Source organism: Micromonospora lacuserhaii, from assembly GCF_036902735.1.
Classification (GTDB): domain Bacteria; phylum Actinomycetota; class Actinomycetes; order Mycobacteriales; family Micromonosporaceae; genus Micromonospora.
The window spans coordinates 143,389-160,401 of the sequence record NZ_JBAKHO010000004.1; the positions used below are offsets into that span (position 1 = coordinate 143,389).

General features: G+C 66.3%; 14 protein-coding genes and 1 pseudogene. 6 read left to right on the forward strand and 9 right to left on the reverse strand.

Going from position 1 to position 17,013, the window contains the following annotated elements; genetic code table 11:
* Window positions 1-249: 249 nt before the first annotated feature.
* The gene (locus tag V6U81_RS04425) at window positions 250-462 is read left to right on the forward strand and encodes a winged helix-turn-helix domain-containing protein (protein ID WP_334484808.1); all 213 of its coding nucleotides are present in this window, start codon (window positions 250-252) and stop codon (window positions 460-462) included.
* A gap of 749 nt (window positions 463-1,211) precedes the next feature.
* On the opposite strand, the gene V6U81_RS04430 is transcribed toward V6U81_RS04425, so the two are convergent.
* The 8 genes and pseudogenes from V6U81_RS04430 to V6U81_RS04465 form a co-directional block, all read right to left on the reverse strand.
* Window positions 1,212-1,478 (reverse strand): hypothetical protein, encoded by a 267-nt coding sequence (locus tag V6U81_RS04430; RefSeq protein ID WP_334484697.1) that lies wholly within the window; start codon window positions 1,476-1,478, stop codon window positions 1,212-1,214.
* A 65-nt stretch (window positions 1,479-1,543) separates the two neighbouring features.
* Entirely contained in the window at window positions 1,544-1,933 is a 390-nt protein-coding gene (locus tag V6U81_RS04435; RefSeq protein ID WP_334484698.1) for a hypothetical protein, read from the reverse strand.
* Window positions 1,930-3,036, reverse strand: coding sequence for an AAA family ATPase (locus V6U81_RS04440; protein ID WP_334484699.1), 1,107 nt, complete (start codon window positions 3,034-3,036; stop codon window positions 1,930-1,932). Before V6U81_RS04440 ends, V6U81_RS04435 begins: the two co-directional genes overlap by 4 nt.
* Window positions 3,037-3,040: 4 nt before the next feature.
* The gene (locus V6U81_RS29105; RefSeq protein ID WP_420883970.1) at window positions 3,041-3,499 is read right to left on the reverse strand and encodes a hypothetical protein; all 459 of its coding nucleotides are present in this window, start codon (window positions 3,497-3,499) and stop codon (window positions 3,041-3,043) included.
* Window positions 3,500-3,538: 39 nt separating this feature from the next.
* A pseudogene (locus tag V6U81_RS29110) lies at window positions 3,539-4,015 on the reverse strand (hypothetical protein); the annotation flags it as partial.
* A 712-nt stretch (window positions 4,016-4,727) separates the two neighbouring features.
* The gene (locus V6U81_RS04450) at window positions 4,728-6,182 is read right to left on the reverse strand and encodes a recombinase family protein (RefSeq protein WP_334484701.1); all 1,455 of its coding nucleotides are present in this window, start codon (window positions 6,180-6,182) and stop codon (window positions 4,728-4,730) included.
* A 205-nt stretch (window positions 6,183-6,387) separates the two neighbouring features.
* A complete protein-coding gene (locus tag V6U81_RS04460) occupies window positions 6,388-7,047 on the reverse strand; it encodes a class F sortase (RefSeq protein WP_334484703.1) in 660 nt (219 codons plus the stop codon).
* A 2-nt stretch (window positions 7,048-7,049) separates the two neighbouring features.
* A complete protein-coding gene (locus V6U81_RS04465) occupies window positions 7,050-7,634 on the reverse strand; it encodes a hypothetical protein (RefSeq protein ID WP_420883966.1) in 585 nt (194 codons plus the stop codon).
* 134 nt (window positions 7,635-7,768) lie between these two features.
* On the opposite strand from V6U81_RS04465, the gene trmB reads away from it, so the two are divergent.
* From trmB to V6U81_RS04485, 4 genes are all read left to right on the forward strand, one after another.
* Window positions 7,769-8,470: a tRNA (guanosine(46)-N7)-methyltransferase TrmB gene (trmB, locus tag V6U81_RS04470; protein ID WP_334484705.1), complete on the forward strand. Its 702-nt coding sequence runs from the start codon at window positions 7,769-7,771 to the stop codon at window positions 8,468-8,470.
* 68 nt (window positions 8,471-8,538) lie between these two features.
* A complete protein-coding gene (locus V6U81_RS04475) occupies window positions 8,539-11,043 on the forward strand; it encodes a DEAD/DEAH box helicase (RefSeq protein WP_334484707.1) in 2,505 nt (834 codons plus the stop codon).
* Between the two features lie 120 nt (window positions 11,044-11,163).
* Window positions 11,164-11,811, forward strand: coding sequence for a hypothetical protein (locus V6U81_RS04480; protein ID WP_334484709.1), 648 nt, complete (start codon window positions 11,164-11,166; stop codon window positions 11,809-11,811).
* Window positions 11,812-11,932: 121 nt separating this feature from the next.
* Window positions 11,933-12,292: a YciI family protein gene (locus V6U81_RS04485; protein ID WP_334484711.1), complete on the forward strand. Its 360-nt coding sequence runs from the start codon at window positions 11,933-11,935 to the stop codon at window positions 12,290-12,292.
* Between the two features lie 5 nt (window positions 12,293-12,297).
* Here the strand turns inward: V6U81_RS04485 and V6U81_RS04490 are convergent, their stop codons facing one another.
* Entirely contained in the window at window positions 12,298-12,771 is a 474-nt protein-coding gene (locus V6U81_RS04490) for a cytidine deaminase family protein (protein ID WP_334484712.1), read from the reverse strand.
* Window positions 12,772-12,916: 145 nt separating this feature from the next.
* Between V6U81_RS04490 and hrpA the strand changes: the two genes are divergently transcribed.
* Complete coding sequence (gene hrpA / locus V6U81_RS04495) at window positions 12,917-16,957, forward strand: ATP-dependent RNA helicase HrpA (RefSeq protein WP_334484714.1); 4,041 nt, start codon at window positions 12,917-12,919, stop codon at window positions 16,955-16,957.
* The last annotated feature ends 56 nt before the right edge of the window (window positions 16,958-17,013 follow it).

Consider the following 17,013-nt stretch of genomic DNA (forward strand, 5'->3'; position numbering starts at 1 on the left):
TAGGGGCAGGACCAGTAGGTACGCCACCCACAGGCACAGCGAGGCTGTCCTAGTGGCTTACAGAGCCAGATTTGCCAGAACCAGCGTTTGGGTTGATGCCTACTCATGATCCTGCCCTTCCTCGGGTTTCGCCTTCGCCTTCGAAGCTACGTCCTACTCTGACTTAAGTCATACCTTGACATATGTGTGATCTTGTGGTTGCTGCTGATCTAGACTGCGGAGGTGCCCTACGAACAAGCTCAGTACCGAGTGATCGCGGATGAGATCACGAAGAGGATTCGGTCAGGTGAGCTGAAACCCCACGATAAGCTGCCTTCTACTTCGGAACTGGCAGATACGCACCATGTCTCGTGGGCAACTGTCAACCGAGCGTTTGGCCTGTTGCATGATCGCGGCCTGGTCTACGGGCGGCAGGGCAAAGGGATTTACGTTGCTCCCGTGCCCGAGGTACCAGCCGATTAAATCGGGTGGGCCGATGCACGCCGTAATCGGCCACTTCCCAGGTTTTCCACGTTGCTACTTGAGTTTGTGTCGGTGGCCTACATGCCAGAAGTTGCAGTCGGGACACCTGTATACGTGGATGTTGCTAAACCAGTCTTCCTCTTTGAGCTTTAGTAGCTTCGCGTGTAGCTGGGCTGCCTTGTAGGTCTTGTGTCGACGCTTCGAACACCTTGGCTTCGGCGTAATCGGTGAACACCTCCTAGCCTCATTAGCTCTTCCCTGATGACCTCACCAGGATGAGTGAAGCCGTACCAAAAATCGCTGAGGAAGCTCACCACTACATCCTTCCTAGTGGACGATAAGGCTCCGCCTCAGGATGGTTTCTCTTGAATCCGTCTAGCCGGTAGTCGTAGATGACCCAGACATGAAAGCCGCTAGGGCAGTAGTCGTCTGGGTAGCAGCGCAAGCAATCTCCGCACGAATCGCAGAAGTCTTCGCCGCAAGTAGGGTCAGCATCGAAAGTGGCTGTTACTTTGTTCTGCGCGTCGAGTAAATCAGCTAACACTGCTACTCCCCTAGCTCTCGGCTAGCTCGTTCGAAGAGTGCTCCTAGTACGTCGAGTTCTTTTCGTGCGATTGGCCGAACGTCGACCTCGCCTAAGTAGTCCAAGGCACGAAGGTACATAAGCGAGGTCGCACCTTCGTGAATCAGCTTGTCGGCAAGTTCTCTGTCTGTCAGTCCGAAGACTTGCTTCTCTAGCTCGTACCAAATCATGCTGCGGCGCCTCTCTGATCTTGCTCCGCGGCCTCTAGTAATTCGGCTCGGTGAGCTTCGCGGTTTGGCATCATCAGGCACTTCTCTACTCGTTCAGCCAGCGAGGAAAGCTGGAAGATGACCGTTTCCTCTAGCTGAATTACTCGGCCGTTGAGGTCTTCGATGCCGTCTGCCATCGAGAGAAGAACCTCGGTTTGTGCCTCCTGGTGCCTTCCCGACTCGATGAGTGTTCGGGCTACCGTGATGTGCTGATTACCGGTCATGGCCGGCTACCTCCTAGCTCGGGTATGGATACTGCATACTGCCTCTTCATAGTCCGTTGCTCCGTTCAGTAGACCTTTCCGCACACATACCGTTGTCTGTCACGCATCCAAGCTAGAACTTCGTCATAAACCATCCTCTGCTGATTCGGTGTAGTCACATAAACCACCGGTCGCCAAACGATGCCGTGCTGATCACAGAAGTTCTCGATTAGCGTCTCGACTTGTCGAGTCTTGTAGTCTCTTGTGTTGCCGTCATCATCAGTAAGAAGCCAGTGTTCTTCGCTGAAGCTCGTTCCATCGGGCTTCTTCACTTGGTCGGCTCGATGGCTCCAACTCTTGATGAAGCCGAAGGCAACGAAGCTGTCGAGAGTATTGGCGTTGTGGGTATGCCGACCGTGACCCCGATAATTGCCTTTAACCCACCATTCCGTTACCGGAAACTGCGGTGACTTCACTTGGTCAACCCCTTCACAATCAACTTCTGATAGCGGACAGCTTCGGTCTTGTTGGTCGGCTCGCTGGCAAATACCCTGCCTTCGGATTCCAGCTTGTTGAGTATTCGACGAGCCTTCTCCTTTTGGGCACTGGTGGGCTTCGCCGTTTCGAACATGGCCTTAGCGCCATCCAGCGCGGTTATGCCGTTGACCGATGAGTTGACAAGCTCTAGGAGGTTGACCGTGCCACCTACTACGGTCTTGCCAGATTCAGGGTCATGGTGAAGTTTCCAGCCCTGACCAACAATGTCGGCGGGTTGTTTGAGGTGTTTGAACTCAACGATTGGGTCGCCGGCTTCACCCCAAATCAGGATTACTGAACCAGCACCATTGGTGAGGAACCCTGAACCGTAGATTCCCTCCAAGTTGTTTGGAGGATCACCGTTGGCACCTGTCTTCTTTGTGTGGTGAAGCTCTAGGAGTTGGATGCCTTCTGCCAAAGCTCGTTGCCTGGTTCGGTTGTAGGCCGCGCCCACCTCGTCTTTGGCTAGTCCTAGGGCAGCGTCTTTTACCGAGTCGACTACTACGAAGTCTGCGTTTGCCTTCTTAGCCATCCTGACGATTACGTCTTTGTCTAGTGCGAAGTCGACTGGTGGCGGACCGATCCACCTCTTGAGCTTTTGGCTAATCAGGTCGCGTTCAGAAGGGCTGAACTGCCTCTTGATTGACCGCATGATCTGCTGCGGACGGTCCATCATGAGCCATAGAACGTTTTGGTCGCTGGACTTAATCGGTAACCCTAGGAACTCAGAGTCAAGACCTAGCCGACCTCGGATCAACTGACCAGCCACAGTGGTCTTACCAACACCTGTCGGACCAGCAATCATGAGGGATTCACCTTCGGCCATTAAGACCTCGGAGCCTTTTCCCCAAACCGCAGGAGTCTCGTCAGGCAAGTCGAAGAGGTCACCACATGACAGAAAGTCGTCTTCGGTGATGTCCTGGCCGCTGGTCTGCTCGATGCCGAACCGACGCTTTGCCTCGGCGCGAATTCGGAGCTTTTCAACTTCGAACTTGATGCGCTTCTCTTGCTCTTCTGGCGGAAGCTCATAGTTGATAGGCACGACATCACCCGAGCCTTATCAGCATCGAGCGGTCAAAGTCGCTGGACTTATTGCAACCAGCGTCGACACAGCGACTTCCCTCGTGTGGGTGGTCCTGGTCAACCTTGGCAAAAAGCCTGGCCTTGACCAGCCAACCAACCCCATCGTCATTGATTCGGCCGAGGAACGGCGGAAACTCTTCTAGCAGAGAAGCTGTCTCGCCTTTGGTCAAACCCTCACGTCGGCAGACGTTGATGAGGTCCAGGACCATAAGTGACCTGTCGTACTGACCCCTAATTGGGGCTTGCCGGTAGTACGGCTGGCCTGCTTCGAAGACCTGAACCACGAGGTACGGCAAGTCTGCGTAATAGACATCCTCAGGCTTAGGGAAACCCTCGATTGCGCCGACCTCATTGTTGGTCCGCTCAACGTCTGGGTAGCAGTCAAAGTCTTGTGGCCTCAGAAGCCTTCTAGTGGCCTGCACAACCTCGATGCTGGGTAGGTCTGGGTACTTGTGATTACGGCTGCCAGGAACCCGTAGAAGCTGCGTGATGTCGTGTCCCGACTTGTCGCAGCCCTGGTCCGCGTGAAAGTAGGCAATCCGCTTGCTTATGTGGCTGGCCTCCAAAGCGGGTATCGGCCGTTCGAAGACCCAAACCGCTTGGTGTCGACCTGGGCTTGTGCACCAAGTCAGGGTTGGCCGAACCTGCAATAAGCTCGGGTCGCAACCGTCGAGGTCTGCCCAAGCGCACGTTACGTACTCGACTACGGACGACTTTTGCCGTTCACCGTTGAACAGGTGAGGACAGAAGTAGACATCGCAGGAGTCAGCCCACGTGCGAATCTGGGCTAATACTCGTGACTTGGCACTTGGCCATATGAACGGAAACTGTCGGAACTTATGTTGTGGTGGCGCTTGCTTATCAATTCTCGCCAACCACATAGTGCCGGATTCGTTTCCAAAAACGGTGTCAATGAACTGGTTCGGGACGCTGCCCATCAGGTACGATTCTCCTAGCTCGGTCAATCAAGCGTCACGCATCTCTGCTGGGAGTCGTGGCGCTTGATTTATTGGTCAGGTGGGCTACGAGCTTTCATCGTTAATCCGTTCGTTTGGCTGTTGCTAATAAGAGTTTGAGAACCTAGCGAAGTTCCAGCTTCGGTACGCCTGGGGCTGGTGGCGGCGTCCAAGCCTCGCGTGCGTCGATTGCCATAAGAATCATCTGGTTAATGACTTCGCTGGAAGTCGTATTATCTCGGCGAGCAATCTGCTTAATCCGCTGCTTCAGGTCTGGCCTAATGCGAAAAGCCATCGTTGGGCTAACCATGTTGTCCTCACCTCCCTTGGCGTTGCAACAACCGTAGCCGGTGTGCAAACGCTTCGACCATGGGGAGAACGGAGGACTATATGGTTTAGCCGATAACTGCTCTAGATAGATGCACGCTGATTGCTGGGGTGCACGCTGTCACTACACGCTATGGTTTGTCCGTTTCAGTGCACGGTAGGTACACGCGGATTACAAAACCGCAGGTCAGAGGGTGCACGCATAGGTGCACGGAGGGGTACACGCCTACACGCACGTGGGTGCACGATTCCTTGCGTTCCTTTAGGGACGCAAGAGCGTGCACACGAACGTGCCCGAGCGGCGAGGTGACCAAGGCTAGACAGCAAAAAGCCCACAACCCAATAAGGCTGCGGGCTTTTCGGGGTTTCAGGCGTGTGGGTCAGCCGAGAGGCGAGTCTCGGTCCAGTGGATTTCTACCCGTTCCTCAATAGGCTTGCGGGTAAAGCTCTTACCGTGCGGAACCAACTCGATGTAATCAACGAGGGTGCCAGAGGCGATGAACTCACGCTTCTGAGAAAGAGTCAGGTCATCCCACTTCTCAGGGTTGCTACTGAGGTAACCCACGATTGGCGACTTGCGGACGTTCGTAGCCTGGCTCAAAAGCTCGTCACGCTCTTTGGTTAGCCGGTCGTAGGTCTTGGTCAGGATGGCAACCGCAGAGGCGTTAGGGTCCGCTAGGGCTTCCTCAATCTCGTCCAGGCGAGTTTGAATGGTGGCAGCCTGACCAAGAGCCTTCTCACGATCTGCGGAGTTCTCAGAGTCGGGGTTGAGGCTAACCGTGATGAGACGTGCCCGAATCTGGGCTTCTACGTAGGCGTTCGCTTCCTCAATCGGCACCGAGGCACAGTGCTTGTCTCGGCACATGTAGACCCGATACCCGTTGTTGATGGCAGCCTTTGACTGACCTCCACAGACCGAACAAGGCATGAGGGAAGTCAGCAGATGCCGAGCCTTCGTGCCTTGGTGATTAGTACGCCTGGCAGGGTTGGTCAGCTTGTCATTGCAGTCTTGCCAGACTTCCTCGGTGACGATGGCAGGCCATACCGCTTTGTAGAGCGTTCCTCGGTGTGAACGCTTCCCCATGTAAGCGGGGTTCGTGAGAATCTTGCGAAGCTTCACAATCGTCCAAGCCTTACCGTTGGGTGACGGAATCTGGCGAGAGTTGAATTCCTTCACAATGCTCGACAGGTTCTCGCTCATGCGGAACCGCTCATAAGCCTCGGTGACAACCTCGGATTGTTCTGGCTTGGGCACCTGGCGTAGAAGCTCCCTGGTCGAGCTGTACTCACGCACGTAGCCGTAAGGGGTTAGACCGTTGGGCTTACCGGCTTCTGCGGAGTGAAAGGCATCACGTTTGGTCCGCAGGCTGATTTGCTCGGACTCTCGTTCGGCAGCCAAGAATTCGTGAACCAGCGCTTCCCGTTCGTGTTGAACACTCGGGTCAAAGGTTCGGTGAAGCGACACCACGTGAATCTTGATGCCCAAGTCTCGGCACAGGTCGAGAAGGGTGACACCACCACCGAGCTTGCGGTTGTACCGAGACACCTCCCACAAGATAAGAACCTTGGGCCTGTTCGTCTTGAGGTAGGCAATCGTCTCGTCGTACTTCGGACGAGGCGCATTGGTGAACCGACTAGCTGAGATTGCCTTGGTTTCTACGAACACTGCGGAATCCGGTAGGTGCCAGTCGTTGTGCCTGGCTACTGCCCTACCTTCGGCTTCCTGCTGAGGCACTGAGCGCTTCTGCCGTTTGTCGGCTTTGCTGACTCGGCAGTACAGGCACGCGTCTTCGGTGACCTGGGGCTTCGTGGTGTCGACCATGCCCACCATGGTACGTCCGTAGGTTTCCTCGGCTTGGGAGACGGAGGAGGCCTACCAGGCGTGGGCGGCCGGGCCGTCGCGCGCCGCGCACGCCGGGGGCGAGGGTGGCGAGCAGCGCCGGCCGGTGGCCTCCGGGGCCACGCTGCTGGAGTTCGAGGTCGTACAGCAGGTGACCGGCAAGGGCTGAGCGACCGCCCGTCGGCGGTCAGGGCTCCCGGGTCTCCGCCAGCGAGGCGAAGGCGATGACGTTGTCGGCGTAGCCGGTCTTTCCGCCGATCCACTGCCCCCCGCAGGTGATCAGGCGGAGCGCCGGCTCGCCCGAGTCGCCGTAGACCCGGTCGGCCGGCAGGCTGGCCTTGCTGAAGTACTCGACCGAGTCGACCCGGAAGACCACCACCCGCCGGTCGTCCCGGGTCACCTCGACCCGGTCACCCGGCTTGAGTTTGCGCAGGTCATAGAAGACCGCCGGGCCCTTCTTGGAGTCCACGTGCCCGACGATGATCGCCCGTCCGGGCTCGCCCGGGGTCGGTCCGCGGTCGTACCAGCCGGTCTCGTCGTGCCGGTTCAGCGGCGGTACGTCGATCGAGCCGTCCCGGGCCTGGCCGACCGGGGCGACCGGGGCGGCCACCTTGATCGCCGGGACGGCGAGGCGTACCGGCCGACTCGCCGGCTCTTTTCTCCCCGCCTGCTCGGCGGGGCGCTGCGGCGACGCGGCCCAGTCGAACGGCCCGACCGTGCTGCCCAGCCCGGCGCCGGTGGCGAAGACACCCACCAGCACCAGCACCACGGCCAGCGGCACCGACCAGGGGCGGCGTCCGGGCGTGGGGTCACGTCGGGTGGGTGCCGAGGCGGGCGGCGGCAGCATGGTCAGCGCCCGGCGGCGCCACGGGGCCGGCGGGCCGCCACGATGCCGACGACCGCGCCGCCGATGGTCAGCGCGAGGCCGCCCGGGACGAGCAGGCCGGTGAGGTCCGGGCCACCGGCGGCACCGCCGAAGCCGGTGTGCGGGCCGGGGCTGGGCTTCATCGCCTTGACCACCTGGAGCATCGTCGAGGCGGTCGTGCCGTTCGGGCACTCCAGCTTGACCCGGTAGTTGCCGGGGCGGGTGCGCTCCCGGACCATCGGCGACGCGGTCAACTCCCCACGCTGCGGCTGCACCTGGATCCGCCCGAAGGCGTCCGAGACGACGGTCGCCGGGACCGAGTTGTCCCGGCAGCTGGCCCGGATGCCGACCAGGAAGCCGGCCTCGACGGTGCTCGGGGTGACCTCCACGAAGACCACGTCGGCGGGGGACGGCTGGCTGTCCGGCGGGCTGGGGGCCGGTGCCAGGGCGCGCGGGGCGGCGGCCGGGGCGGTACCCCCGGCGGCCAGGGCGGCACTCGCGCCGGCCAGCGCCGGAGCGAACACACCGAACGCGACGGCCAGCGCGGTGCGCTGGAGCGTGACCGACACCCCTGCCCCCCTTCGGCGCCGACGGGCAGCGCCGGGGCGGCAAAGCACCGACCTGCCGTACGGGATGAATCGTCTCACCCCCGGGCGTACATCACATCCGATACGCCGGAACCGTCGCGTACGCTCGGGTCGCTGTGACCACCACCGACCTGAACCCCGCCGGCCCGGCCGCCCCGATCCGCACCTTCCACCCCCGGCGCGGCCGGATGAGCGACCGCCAGACGGACGCGCTGGAACGGCTCTGGCCGGCGTACGGGATCGACATCGCCGACCTCGACGGCCCGGTCGACCCGACGGCGTTCTTCGGTCGCCGCGCCCCGGTGGTGCTGGAGATCGGCTCCGGGATGGGCGACGCCACCGCCGCGATGGCCACCGCCGACCCGGACCGCGACTACCTGGCGGTCGAGGTGCACACCCCGGGCCTCGCCAACCTGCTCGACGTGGTCGACCGGCACCGGCTGGGCAACGTCCGGATCGCCCGGGGGGACGCGCTGGATTTGGTCCGCGCCCTGCCCGAGGGCTCGCTGGACGCGGTACACGTCTTCTTCCCCGACCCCTGGCCGAAGTCCCGGCACCACAAGCGGCGGCTGATCCAGCCCAGCCATGTGGCGCTGCTGCGCTCGCGCCTCGCGCTCGGCGGGACGCTGCACTGCGCGACCGACTGGGCCGAGTACGCCGAGTCGATGCGGGAGACCCTGGCCGCCGACCCCGGCCTGGTCGACGCGCACGACGGCTTCGCGCCCCGCCCGGCCCACCGTCCGGTCACCAAGTTCGAGCGCCGCGCCCTCACCGCCGGCCGGCCGATCTTCGACCTGATCCACCACCGGCACCCCTGACCCCTCCCGTGCCGCCGGGGAGGCCCGGTTGGCGGGTGGGGCCGTGTCCCAGGCACGATGGGGGCGCTATGACGCTCACTGCCGCGCTGCCTCGACGCGCCGACCCCGACACCCTCTTCGACGCGTTCGCCGGTTGGGCGAAGGAGCGCGGCCTCGACCTCTATCCCCACCAGGAGGAGGCGGTCATCGAGATCGTCTCCGGCGCCAACGTGATCATGAATACGCCGACCGGCTCGGGCAAGAGCCTGGTCGCGATCGCCGCCCACTTCGCCGCCCTGGCCGACGACCGGACCACCTTCTACACCGCCCCGATCAAGGCCCTGGTCTCGGAGAAGTTCTTCGCCCTCTGCGAGGTCTTCGGCGCCGAGAACGTCGGCATGCTCACCGGCGACGCCAGCGTCAACGCCGACGCCCCGATCATCTGCTGCACCGCCGAGATCCTGGCCAACCTCGCGCTGCGCGAGGGCGCGAAGGCCGACGTCGGCCAGGTGGTCATGGACGAGTTCCACTTCTACGCCGAGCCGGACCGGGGCTGGGCCTGGCAGGTGCCGATCATCGAGCTGCCGCAGGCGCAGTTCGTGCTGATGTCGGCCACCCTCGGCGACACCACCCGGTTCGTCGACGACCTGTCCCGGCGTACCGGCCGGCAGACCGCCGTCGTGCGCTCGGCCGAGCGGCCGGTCCCGCTCCTCTTCTCGTACGCGACCACGCCGATGCACGAGACCCTCGAGGAGCTGCTGGAGACCAAGCAGGCGCCGGTCTACGTCGTGCACTTCACCCAGGCCGCCGCGCTGGAACGGGCCCAGGCGCTGATGAGCGTCAACGTCTGCACGCGCGCCGAGAAGGACATGATCGCCCAGGCGATCGGGAACTTCCGGTTCACCTCCGGCTTCGGCAAGACGCTGTCCCGGCTGGTCCGGCACGGCATCGGCGTGCACCACGCCGGCATGCTGCCCAAGTACCGCCGCCTGGTGGAGACCCTGGCCCAGGCCGGGCTGCTCAAGGTCATCTGCGGCACCGACACCCTCGGCGTCGGAATCAACGTGCCGATCCGCACCGTGCTCTTCACCGGCCTGTCCAAGTACGACGGGGTGCGCACCCGGCTGCTCAAGGCCCGCGAGTTCCACCAGATCGCCGGCCGGGCCGGACGGGCCGGCTACGACACCCTCGGCCGGGTCGTGGTGCAGGCCCCCGAGCACGTGATCGAGAACGAGAAGGCCCTGGCCAAGGCCGGCGACGACCCGAAGAAGCGCCGCAAGGTGGTCAAGAAGAAGCCGCCGGAGGGCTCGATCGGCTGGGGCGAGCCGACCTTCCAGCGCCTGGTCGAGGCCGAGCCGGAGCCGCTGACGTCCAGCTTCCAGGTCAGCCACTCGATGCTGCTCAACGTCATCGGTCGCCCCGGTGACGCGTTCACCGCGATGCGGCACCTGCTCACCGACAACCACGAGGACGCCGCCGCCCAGCGCCGGCACATCCGCCGGGCCATCGCCATCTACCGGGCGCTGCGCGCCGGCGGGGTGGTCGAGCAGCTCGACCAGCCCGACGAGGCGGGCCGGCGGGTCCGGCTCACCGTCGACCTCCAGCTCGACTTCGCGCTCAACCAGCCGCTCTCCCCGCTGGCGCTGGCCGCGATCGAGCTGCTCGACGTCGACTCCCCGTCGTACGCCCTGGACGTGCTCTCGGTGATCGAGTCGATCCTCGACGACCCGCGCCAGGTGCTCTCCGCCCAGCAGTTCAAGGCCCGCGGCGAGGCGGTCGCCGCGATGAAGGCCGAGGGCATCGAGTACGAGGCCCGGATCGAGCTGCTCGACGAGGTGACCTGGCCCAAGCCCCTGGCCGAGCTGCTGGGGGCCGCGTACGAGATGTACCGGCAGGGTCACCCGTGGGTCGCCGACCACGAGCTCTCCCCCAAGTCGGTCGTCCGGGACATGTACGAGCGGGCGATGACCTTCACCGAGTACGTGCAGTTCTACTCCCTCACCCGCTCCGAGGGGCTCGTCCTGCGCTACCTCGCCGACGCGTACAAGACGCTGCGGCAGACCGTCCCCGAGGACGCCAAGACCGAGGAGCTGGTCGACCTCATCGAGTGGCTGGGTGAGCTGGTCCGCCAGGTCGACTCCAGCCTGATCGACGAGTGGGAGCGGCTGCGCAACCCGTCCGACGTCGCCGAGGTCGCCAACTCGCTGGACGACCGTCCGGCGGCGGTGACCCGCAACACCCGCGCCTTCCGGGTGCTGGTGCGCAACGCGCTGTTCCGCCGGGTCGAGCTGGCCGCCCTGCGCCGCTGGTACGACCTCGGCGAGCTGGACTCCGCGTCGGGCTGGGACACCGACGCCTGGGCCGAGGCGCTGGAGCCCTACTTCGAGTCGTACGACGGGATCGGGGTGGGGCCGGACGCGCGTGGGCCGGCGCTGCTGATGATCGAGCAGGGTCGGGACCGGTGGACGGTGCGGCAGATCCTGGACGACCCCGAGGGCGACCACGACTGGGGCATCAGCGCCGAGGTGGACCTCGCCGCCAGCGACGAGGCGGGCGCCGCCGTCATCCGGATCACGGACGTCGGCCAGCTCTGAGATTTTGTTCTGAAGGGGCCGTCCGGAGTGTCCGGGCGGCCCCTTTCGTACCCTGGGCGATGTCAGGCCCGTCGATTAGAATGTATGTACTAATCGAGTTCTTGACCTGGGAGGACGCTCGTGACCGCGCCCACCTCCGCCACCCCGCTCACCCCCTACGCCACGCTCCTGGGCTTCACCCGGTATGTCGATCGCACCGGGCCGACCAAGGCCACCTTCGTCGGCGGGCTGCGCAAGCAGCGGGCCAGCCGGCACGGCTTCAACCCGCACGGCCAGTTCGTCAAGGCCCTCAAGGCCGACGTCGCCTTCCACACCGGCGGCACCCACCTGGCGCAGGTCGCCGATCTGGTCAAGCCCCGCTGGCGCCCGCTCTACCAGGCGCTCGTCCCGGGCGCCACGACCTGGCTGGAGTCGCTGGGCGAGCCGGCCGGCGTCGACCTGGCCCAGACCCGTGACGCCCTCGCCATGCTCGGCGACCTGCCCGTCAAGATCAACCCGCACTTCGGTGTCCGGCACGCCGACGGCCGCGCCGAGGCGGTCCGGCTGCACTTCGACGAGGCCCCGCCGAGCGAGGAGGCCACCCTGGCCACCCTGCACCTGATGGCCCGCCACATGGACGCGGTGCTGCCGCACGCCGAACCGGTCCTGGTCGACGTCCGCCGCGGCGAGTCCCACCGCATGCCCCCCACCGTCAAGCCCGAACAGGTCGAACGCTGGCTGGCCGGCGAGGCCGCCGCCTTCCGCTCCCTCTGGTCCACCGCCGCCTGACCCACCCCACCCCGCCTGCCAGGCGCGCGTTCTCACGGAAAGAGCGGCTGTCCGACGTCGGATGGCCACTCTTTCCGGGAAAGTGCGCCTGGCGAACGGCGAGGAGGTATTCGCTGGGTTCATGCGATTCGACCAGCACACCGTGGTGCTTCTGTCCCGGCCGGCGGATGCGCCGGAGCTGCCCCGGGACGCCGCCGACCGGCTGCAGAACGCCCACCTGGCCCACCAGGCGGGGCTGGTGGAGCAGGGGCTGGTCCTCGCCACCGGGCCGTTCCTGGACCCGGACGACCCGACGCTGCGCGGTCTCGCGGTGCTCCCGATCGCCGCGGAGGAGGCCCGCGAGCTCTACACCAACGACCCGGCGGTACGCGCCGGCCAGCTCGTCGTCCGGGTGGCGAGCTGGATGGTGCCGGAGGGCAACGTGCGGTACGAGAGCGTCGGCGTGCCCCGGTCGATGCTGGAGGCGGCGGCCGGGGACTGACCGGGTCAGTCCTCCGACGCGGGGCGGCTGCCCGGCACCGTCGGCATCGGCCACTGCCCGGTCCGGACGGTCAGCGCCGGCTCGACCTGGTGGTCGGCCCAGACGTAGGTGTCCGGCAACAGCTCCCGCACTCCGACCGCCCGCAGCTCGTCGGCCGTGCCGACGATCACCCGGATCGACGGGAAGTAGTCCAGCAGCACCTGGCGGCACCGACCGCAGGGCGGGATCACCCCGCGCCCCCGGTCGCCCACCGCCACGATGGTCTCCAGCGTGCCCGCGCCCTGGGTGGCGGCCACGCCGATGGTGACCAGCTCGGCGCAGGGGCCGCCGGTGAAGTGGTAGGCGTTCACCCCGGTGAAGATCCGGCCGTCGGCGGTCCGGGCGGCCGCCGCGACGGTGTGGTTCTCGCTGCGGCAGCGCAGCTTGGCGACGGCCGTGGCGGCCTGCACCAGCGCGCGGTCGACGTCCCGCATCGTCATGTCGGCCCCCCGGAGATCGTGTCGTTCGGCGGCCAGCCTAGCGGCCGAGCCCCCGGTTCCCCAGCCAGCGACCCGGGGTGTGGCCTGGGGGCGGGCGGTAACCCGCGGGCGGTCCGGCGGCGGGCTGCCTATCCTTGGCGACGACATGCAGAATCCAGCCGTACCCGCCGACGCCGTCACCGCCCGTGAGCTGCACCGCCGCCTCGACCTCCTGATGTACCGCGACCAGCGCCGCCTGCAACGACGGCTGGACGGGGTACGCCGGCTGAAGGACCCGCAGCGGCGCGACGAGGCGTTGGCCGAGATCGCCGCGGACGTGGCCCGGGCCGAGGCCCGGCTGGCCGACCGGCGTGCCGCCGTGCCGGTGATCACTTATCCGGCCCAGCTGCCGGTCAGCGAGCGCCGGGACGACATCGCCGCCGCGATCCGCGACCACCAGGTGGTGATCGTGGCCGGCGAGACCGGCTCCGGCAAGACCACCCAGCTACCGAAGATCTGCCTGGAGCTGGGGCGCGGCATCAGCGGCCTGATCGGGCACACCCAGCCCCGGCGGTTGGCGGCCCGGACGGTGGCCGACCGGATCGCGGAGGAGCTCGGCACCGAGCTGGGTGACGTGGTGGGCTACAAGGTCCGCTTCACCGACCAGGTCGGTGACCGGAGCCTGGTCAAGCTGATGACCGACGGCATCCTGCTGGCCGAGCTGCAGAACGACCGGATGCTCCGCCAGTACGACACGTTGATCATCGACGAGGCGCACGAGCGCAGCCTCAACATCGACTTCATCCTCGGCTACCTGAGGCAACTCCTCCCCCGCCGCCCCGACCTCAAGGTGATCATCACCTCGGCGACCATCGAGACCGACCGGTTCGCGAAGCACTTCGCCGACAGCGAGGGGAAGCCGGCGCCGGTGGTCGAGGTCTCCGGGCGGACCTACCCGGTCGAGGTGCGGTACCGGCCACTGGTCGAGGTGAGCGAGGCCGACGAGGACTCCGGCGACGACGAGGAGAACGTCCGCGACCAGATCCAGGCCATCGGCGACGCGGTCGAGGAGCTGGCCGCCGAGGGCCCCGGCGACATCCTGGTCTTCCTCAGCGGTGAGCGGGAGATCCGGGACACCGCCGACGCGCTGGGCAAGCTGGTGGAGAAGAGACGGTCGCTGCTCGGCACCGAGATCCTGCCGCTGTACGCCCGGCTCTCCTCCGCCGAGCAGCACCGGGTCTTCGCCCCGCACGCCGCGCGCCGGGTGGTGCTCGCCACCAACGTCGCGGAGACCTCGCTGACCGTCCCCGGCATCAAGTACGTGGTGGACCCGGGCACCGCCCGGATCTCGCGCTACTCCAGCCGGCTCAAGGTGCAGCGGCTGCCGATCGAGCCGGTCTCCCAGGCCTCGGCCAACCAGCGCAAGGGGCGCTGCGGTCGCACCTCGGACGGCATCTGCATCCGCCTCTACGACGAGCCGGACTTCCTCTCCCGCCCGGAGTTCACCGACCCGGAGATCCTGCGCACCAACCTCGCCTCGGTCATCCTCCAGATGACCTCGATCGGGCTCGGCGACGTCGCCGCGTTCCCGTTCATCGACCCGCCGGACCGGCGCAACGTCGCCGACGGCGTGAACCTGCTGCACGAGCTGGGCGCGCTCGACCCGGCCGAGGCCGACCCGGCGAAGCGGCTCACCGCGCTGGGCCGGCGGCTGGCCCAGCTCCCGGTCGACCCACGGCTGGCCCGGATGGTGCTGGAGGGCGAGCGCAACGGCTGCGCCACCGAGGTGGTGGTGATCGCCGCCGCGCTGTCGATCCAGGACCCGCGGGAGCGGCCGGCGGAGAAGCAGGCCCAGGCCGATCAGGCGCACGGCCGGTTCGCCGACAAGGAATCGGACTTCGTCGCCTTCCTCAACCTCTGGCGCTACCTGCGGGAGCAGCAGCGGGAGCTGTCGTCCAGCGCGTTCCGCCGGATGTGCAAGGCGGAGTACCTGAACTACCTGCGGGTGCGGGAGTGGCAGGACATCGTCAGCCAGCTGCGCCAGGTGCTGCGTACCCCCGACCAGGGCGACGGGCGGCGCGGCCGGCGCGGCGCGGCGGAGGCCCCGGCGGACGGCGGCCGGCGCGGTCCGGCCGCGGATCTGCCGGAGGAGATCGACACCCCGAAGGTGCACCAGTCGCTGCTGCCGGGCCTGCTGTCGCACATCGGGCTCAAGGACGCCCAGAAGCACGAGTACCTGGGTGCCCGGGGCGCGAAGTTCGTGATCTTCCCCGGTTCGGCGCTGTTCAAGAAGCCGCCGCGCTGGGTGATGGCCGCCGAGCTGGTGGAGACCTCCCGGCTCTGGGGCCGGGTGGCCGGGCGGGTCGAGCCGGAGTGGGTGGAACCGCTGGCCCAGCACCTGGTCAAACGCAGCTACAGCGAGCCGCACTGGGAGAAGAAGCAGGCCGCGGTGATGGCCTACGAGAAGGTCACCCTGTACGGCATCCCGCTGGTCACCTCCCGCAAGGTCAACTTCGGCCGGATCGACCCGGCGCTGAGCCGGGAGCTGTTCATCCGGCACGCGCTGGTCGAGGGCGACTGGCAGACCCATCACCAGTTCTGGCGGGACAACCAGAAGCTCCTCACCGAGATCGAGGAGTTGGAGAACCGGGCCCGCCGCCGGGACATCCTGGTCGACGACGAGACGATCTTCAGCTTCTACGACCAGCGGATCCCCGCCGACGTGGTCTCCGGCCGGCACTTCGACTCCTGGTGGAAGAAGGCCCGCCGGGAGAACCCGGAGCTGCTCACCTTCACCCGGGAGCTGCTGGTCAACTCCGGTCGCGGCGGGGTGGACGAGGCCGACTACCCGGACGAGTGGCGGGCCGACGGGGTGGCCCTGCCGCTGACGTACACCTTCGACCCGACCGCGCCGAGCGACGGCGTCACGGTGGACATCCCGCTGCCGCTGCTCAACCAGGTGCCGGCGGAGAGCTTCGACTGGCAGGTGCCGGGGCTGCGCGAGGAGCTGGTCATCGCGCTGATCCGGTCGCTGCCCAAGGCGATCCGGCGCAACTTCGTGCCGGTGCCCGACTACGCCCGGGCCGCGCTCGCCGCGATCACCCCCGGCGAGGAGCCGCTGCTCGACGCGCTCACCCGCGAGCTGCGCCGGATGACCGGGGTGACCGTCCCCCGCGACGCCTGGGACACCGCCCGGCTCCCGGCGCACCTGCGGGTCGGCTTCCGGGTGCTGGACGAGGAGAACAAGCCGGTCGCCGAGGGCAAGGACCTGACGGCCCTGCAACGCCAGCTCCGCCAGGAGGTGCGCCAGGTCGTCGCGGCCGCCGCGCCGGACGTGGCCCGCACCGGGCTGGGCGAGTGGAGCATCGGCACCCTGCCGCGCACCATCGAGCAGGTCCGCGCGGGGTACGCGGTGACCGCGTACCCGGCGCTGGTCGACGAGGGCTCGACGGTCGGGGTGAAGGTCTTCGACTCGGAGGCCGAGCAGGCCGCCGCGCACTGGGCCGGCACCCGGCGGCTGCTCCGGCTGACCGTGCCGTCGCCGGCGAAGTTCCTGCAGGGGCGACTCTCCAACGAGGCGAAGCTGGCGCTGAGCCGCAACCCGCACGGCAGCGTGCAGGCCCTCATCGAGGACGCCGCGGGTGCCGCGATCGACAAGCTGATCGGTGAGGCGGGCGGCCCGGCGTGGGACGCCGAGGGCTTCGCCGCGCTACGCGACCGGGTCCGCGCCGACCTGGTCGACACCGTGGTCGAGGTGATGGACCGGGTCCGCCGGGTGCTCGCCGCGGCGTACGCGGTGGAGCAGCGGCTCGGCGCCACCCGCAACCTGGCCGTGGTGGCCGCGCTGGCGGACATCCGCAACCAGCTCGCCGGGCTGGTGCACCCGGGTTTCGTCACCGAGGCCGGGTACGCCCGCCTGCCGGACCTGCTGCGCTACCTGACCGCGATCGAGCGGCGGCTGGACCGGCTGCCCGGCAACCCGCAGCGGGACAAGTCCCAGCAGGACCGGGTCGCGGTGGTGCAGAAGGAGTACGCCGACCTGCTGGCCGCGCTGCCGCCGAGCCGACGGCAGTCCGCGGCGGTCCGGCAGATCCGCTGGATGATCGAGGAGCTGCGGGTGAACGTCTTCGCCCAGGCGCTGGGCACCCCGTACCCGGTGTCGGAGCAGCGGATCTACCGGGCGATGGACGACGCCGAGGGACGCTGAGCCGCTGAGCACTCCTACGGGGCAGCGCGGGTGCCGTCACTTCGTTATCGTCTGCG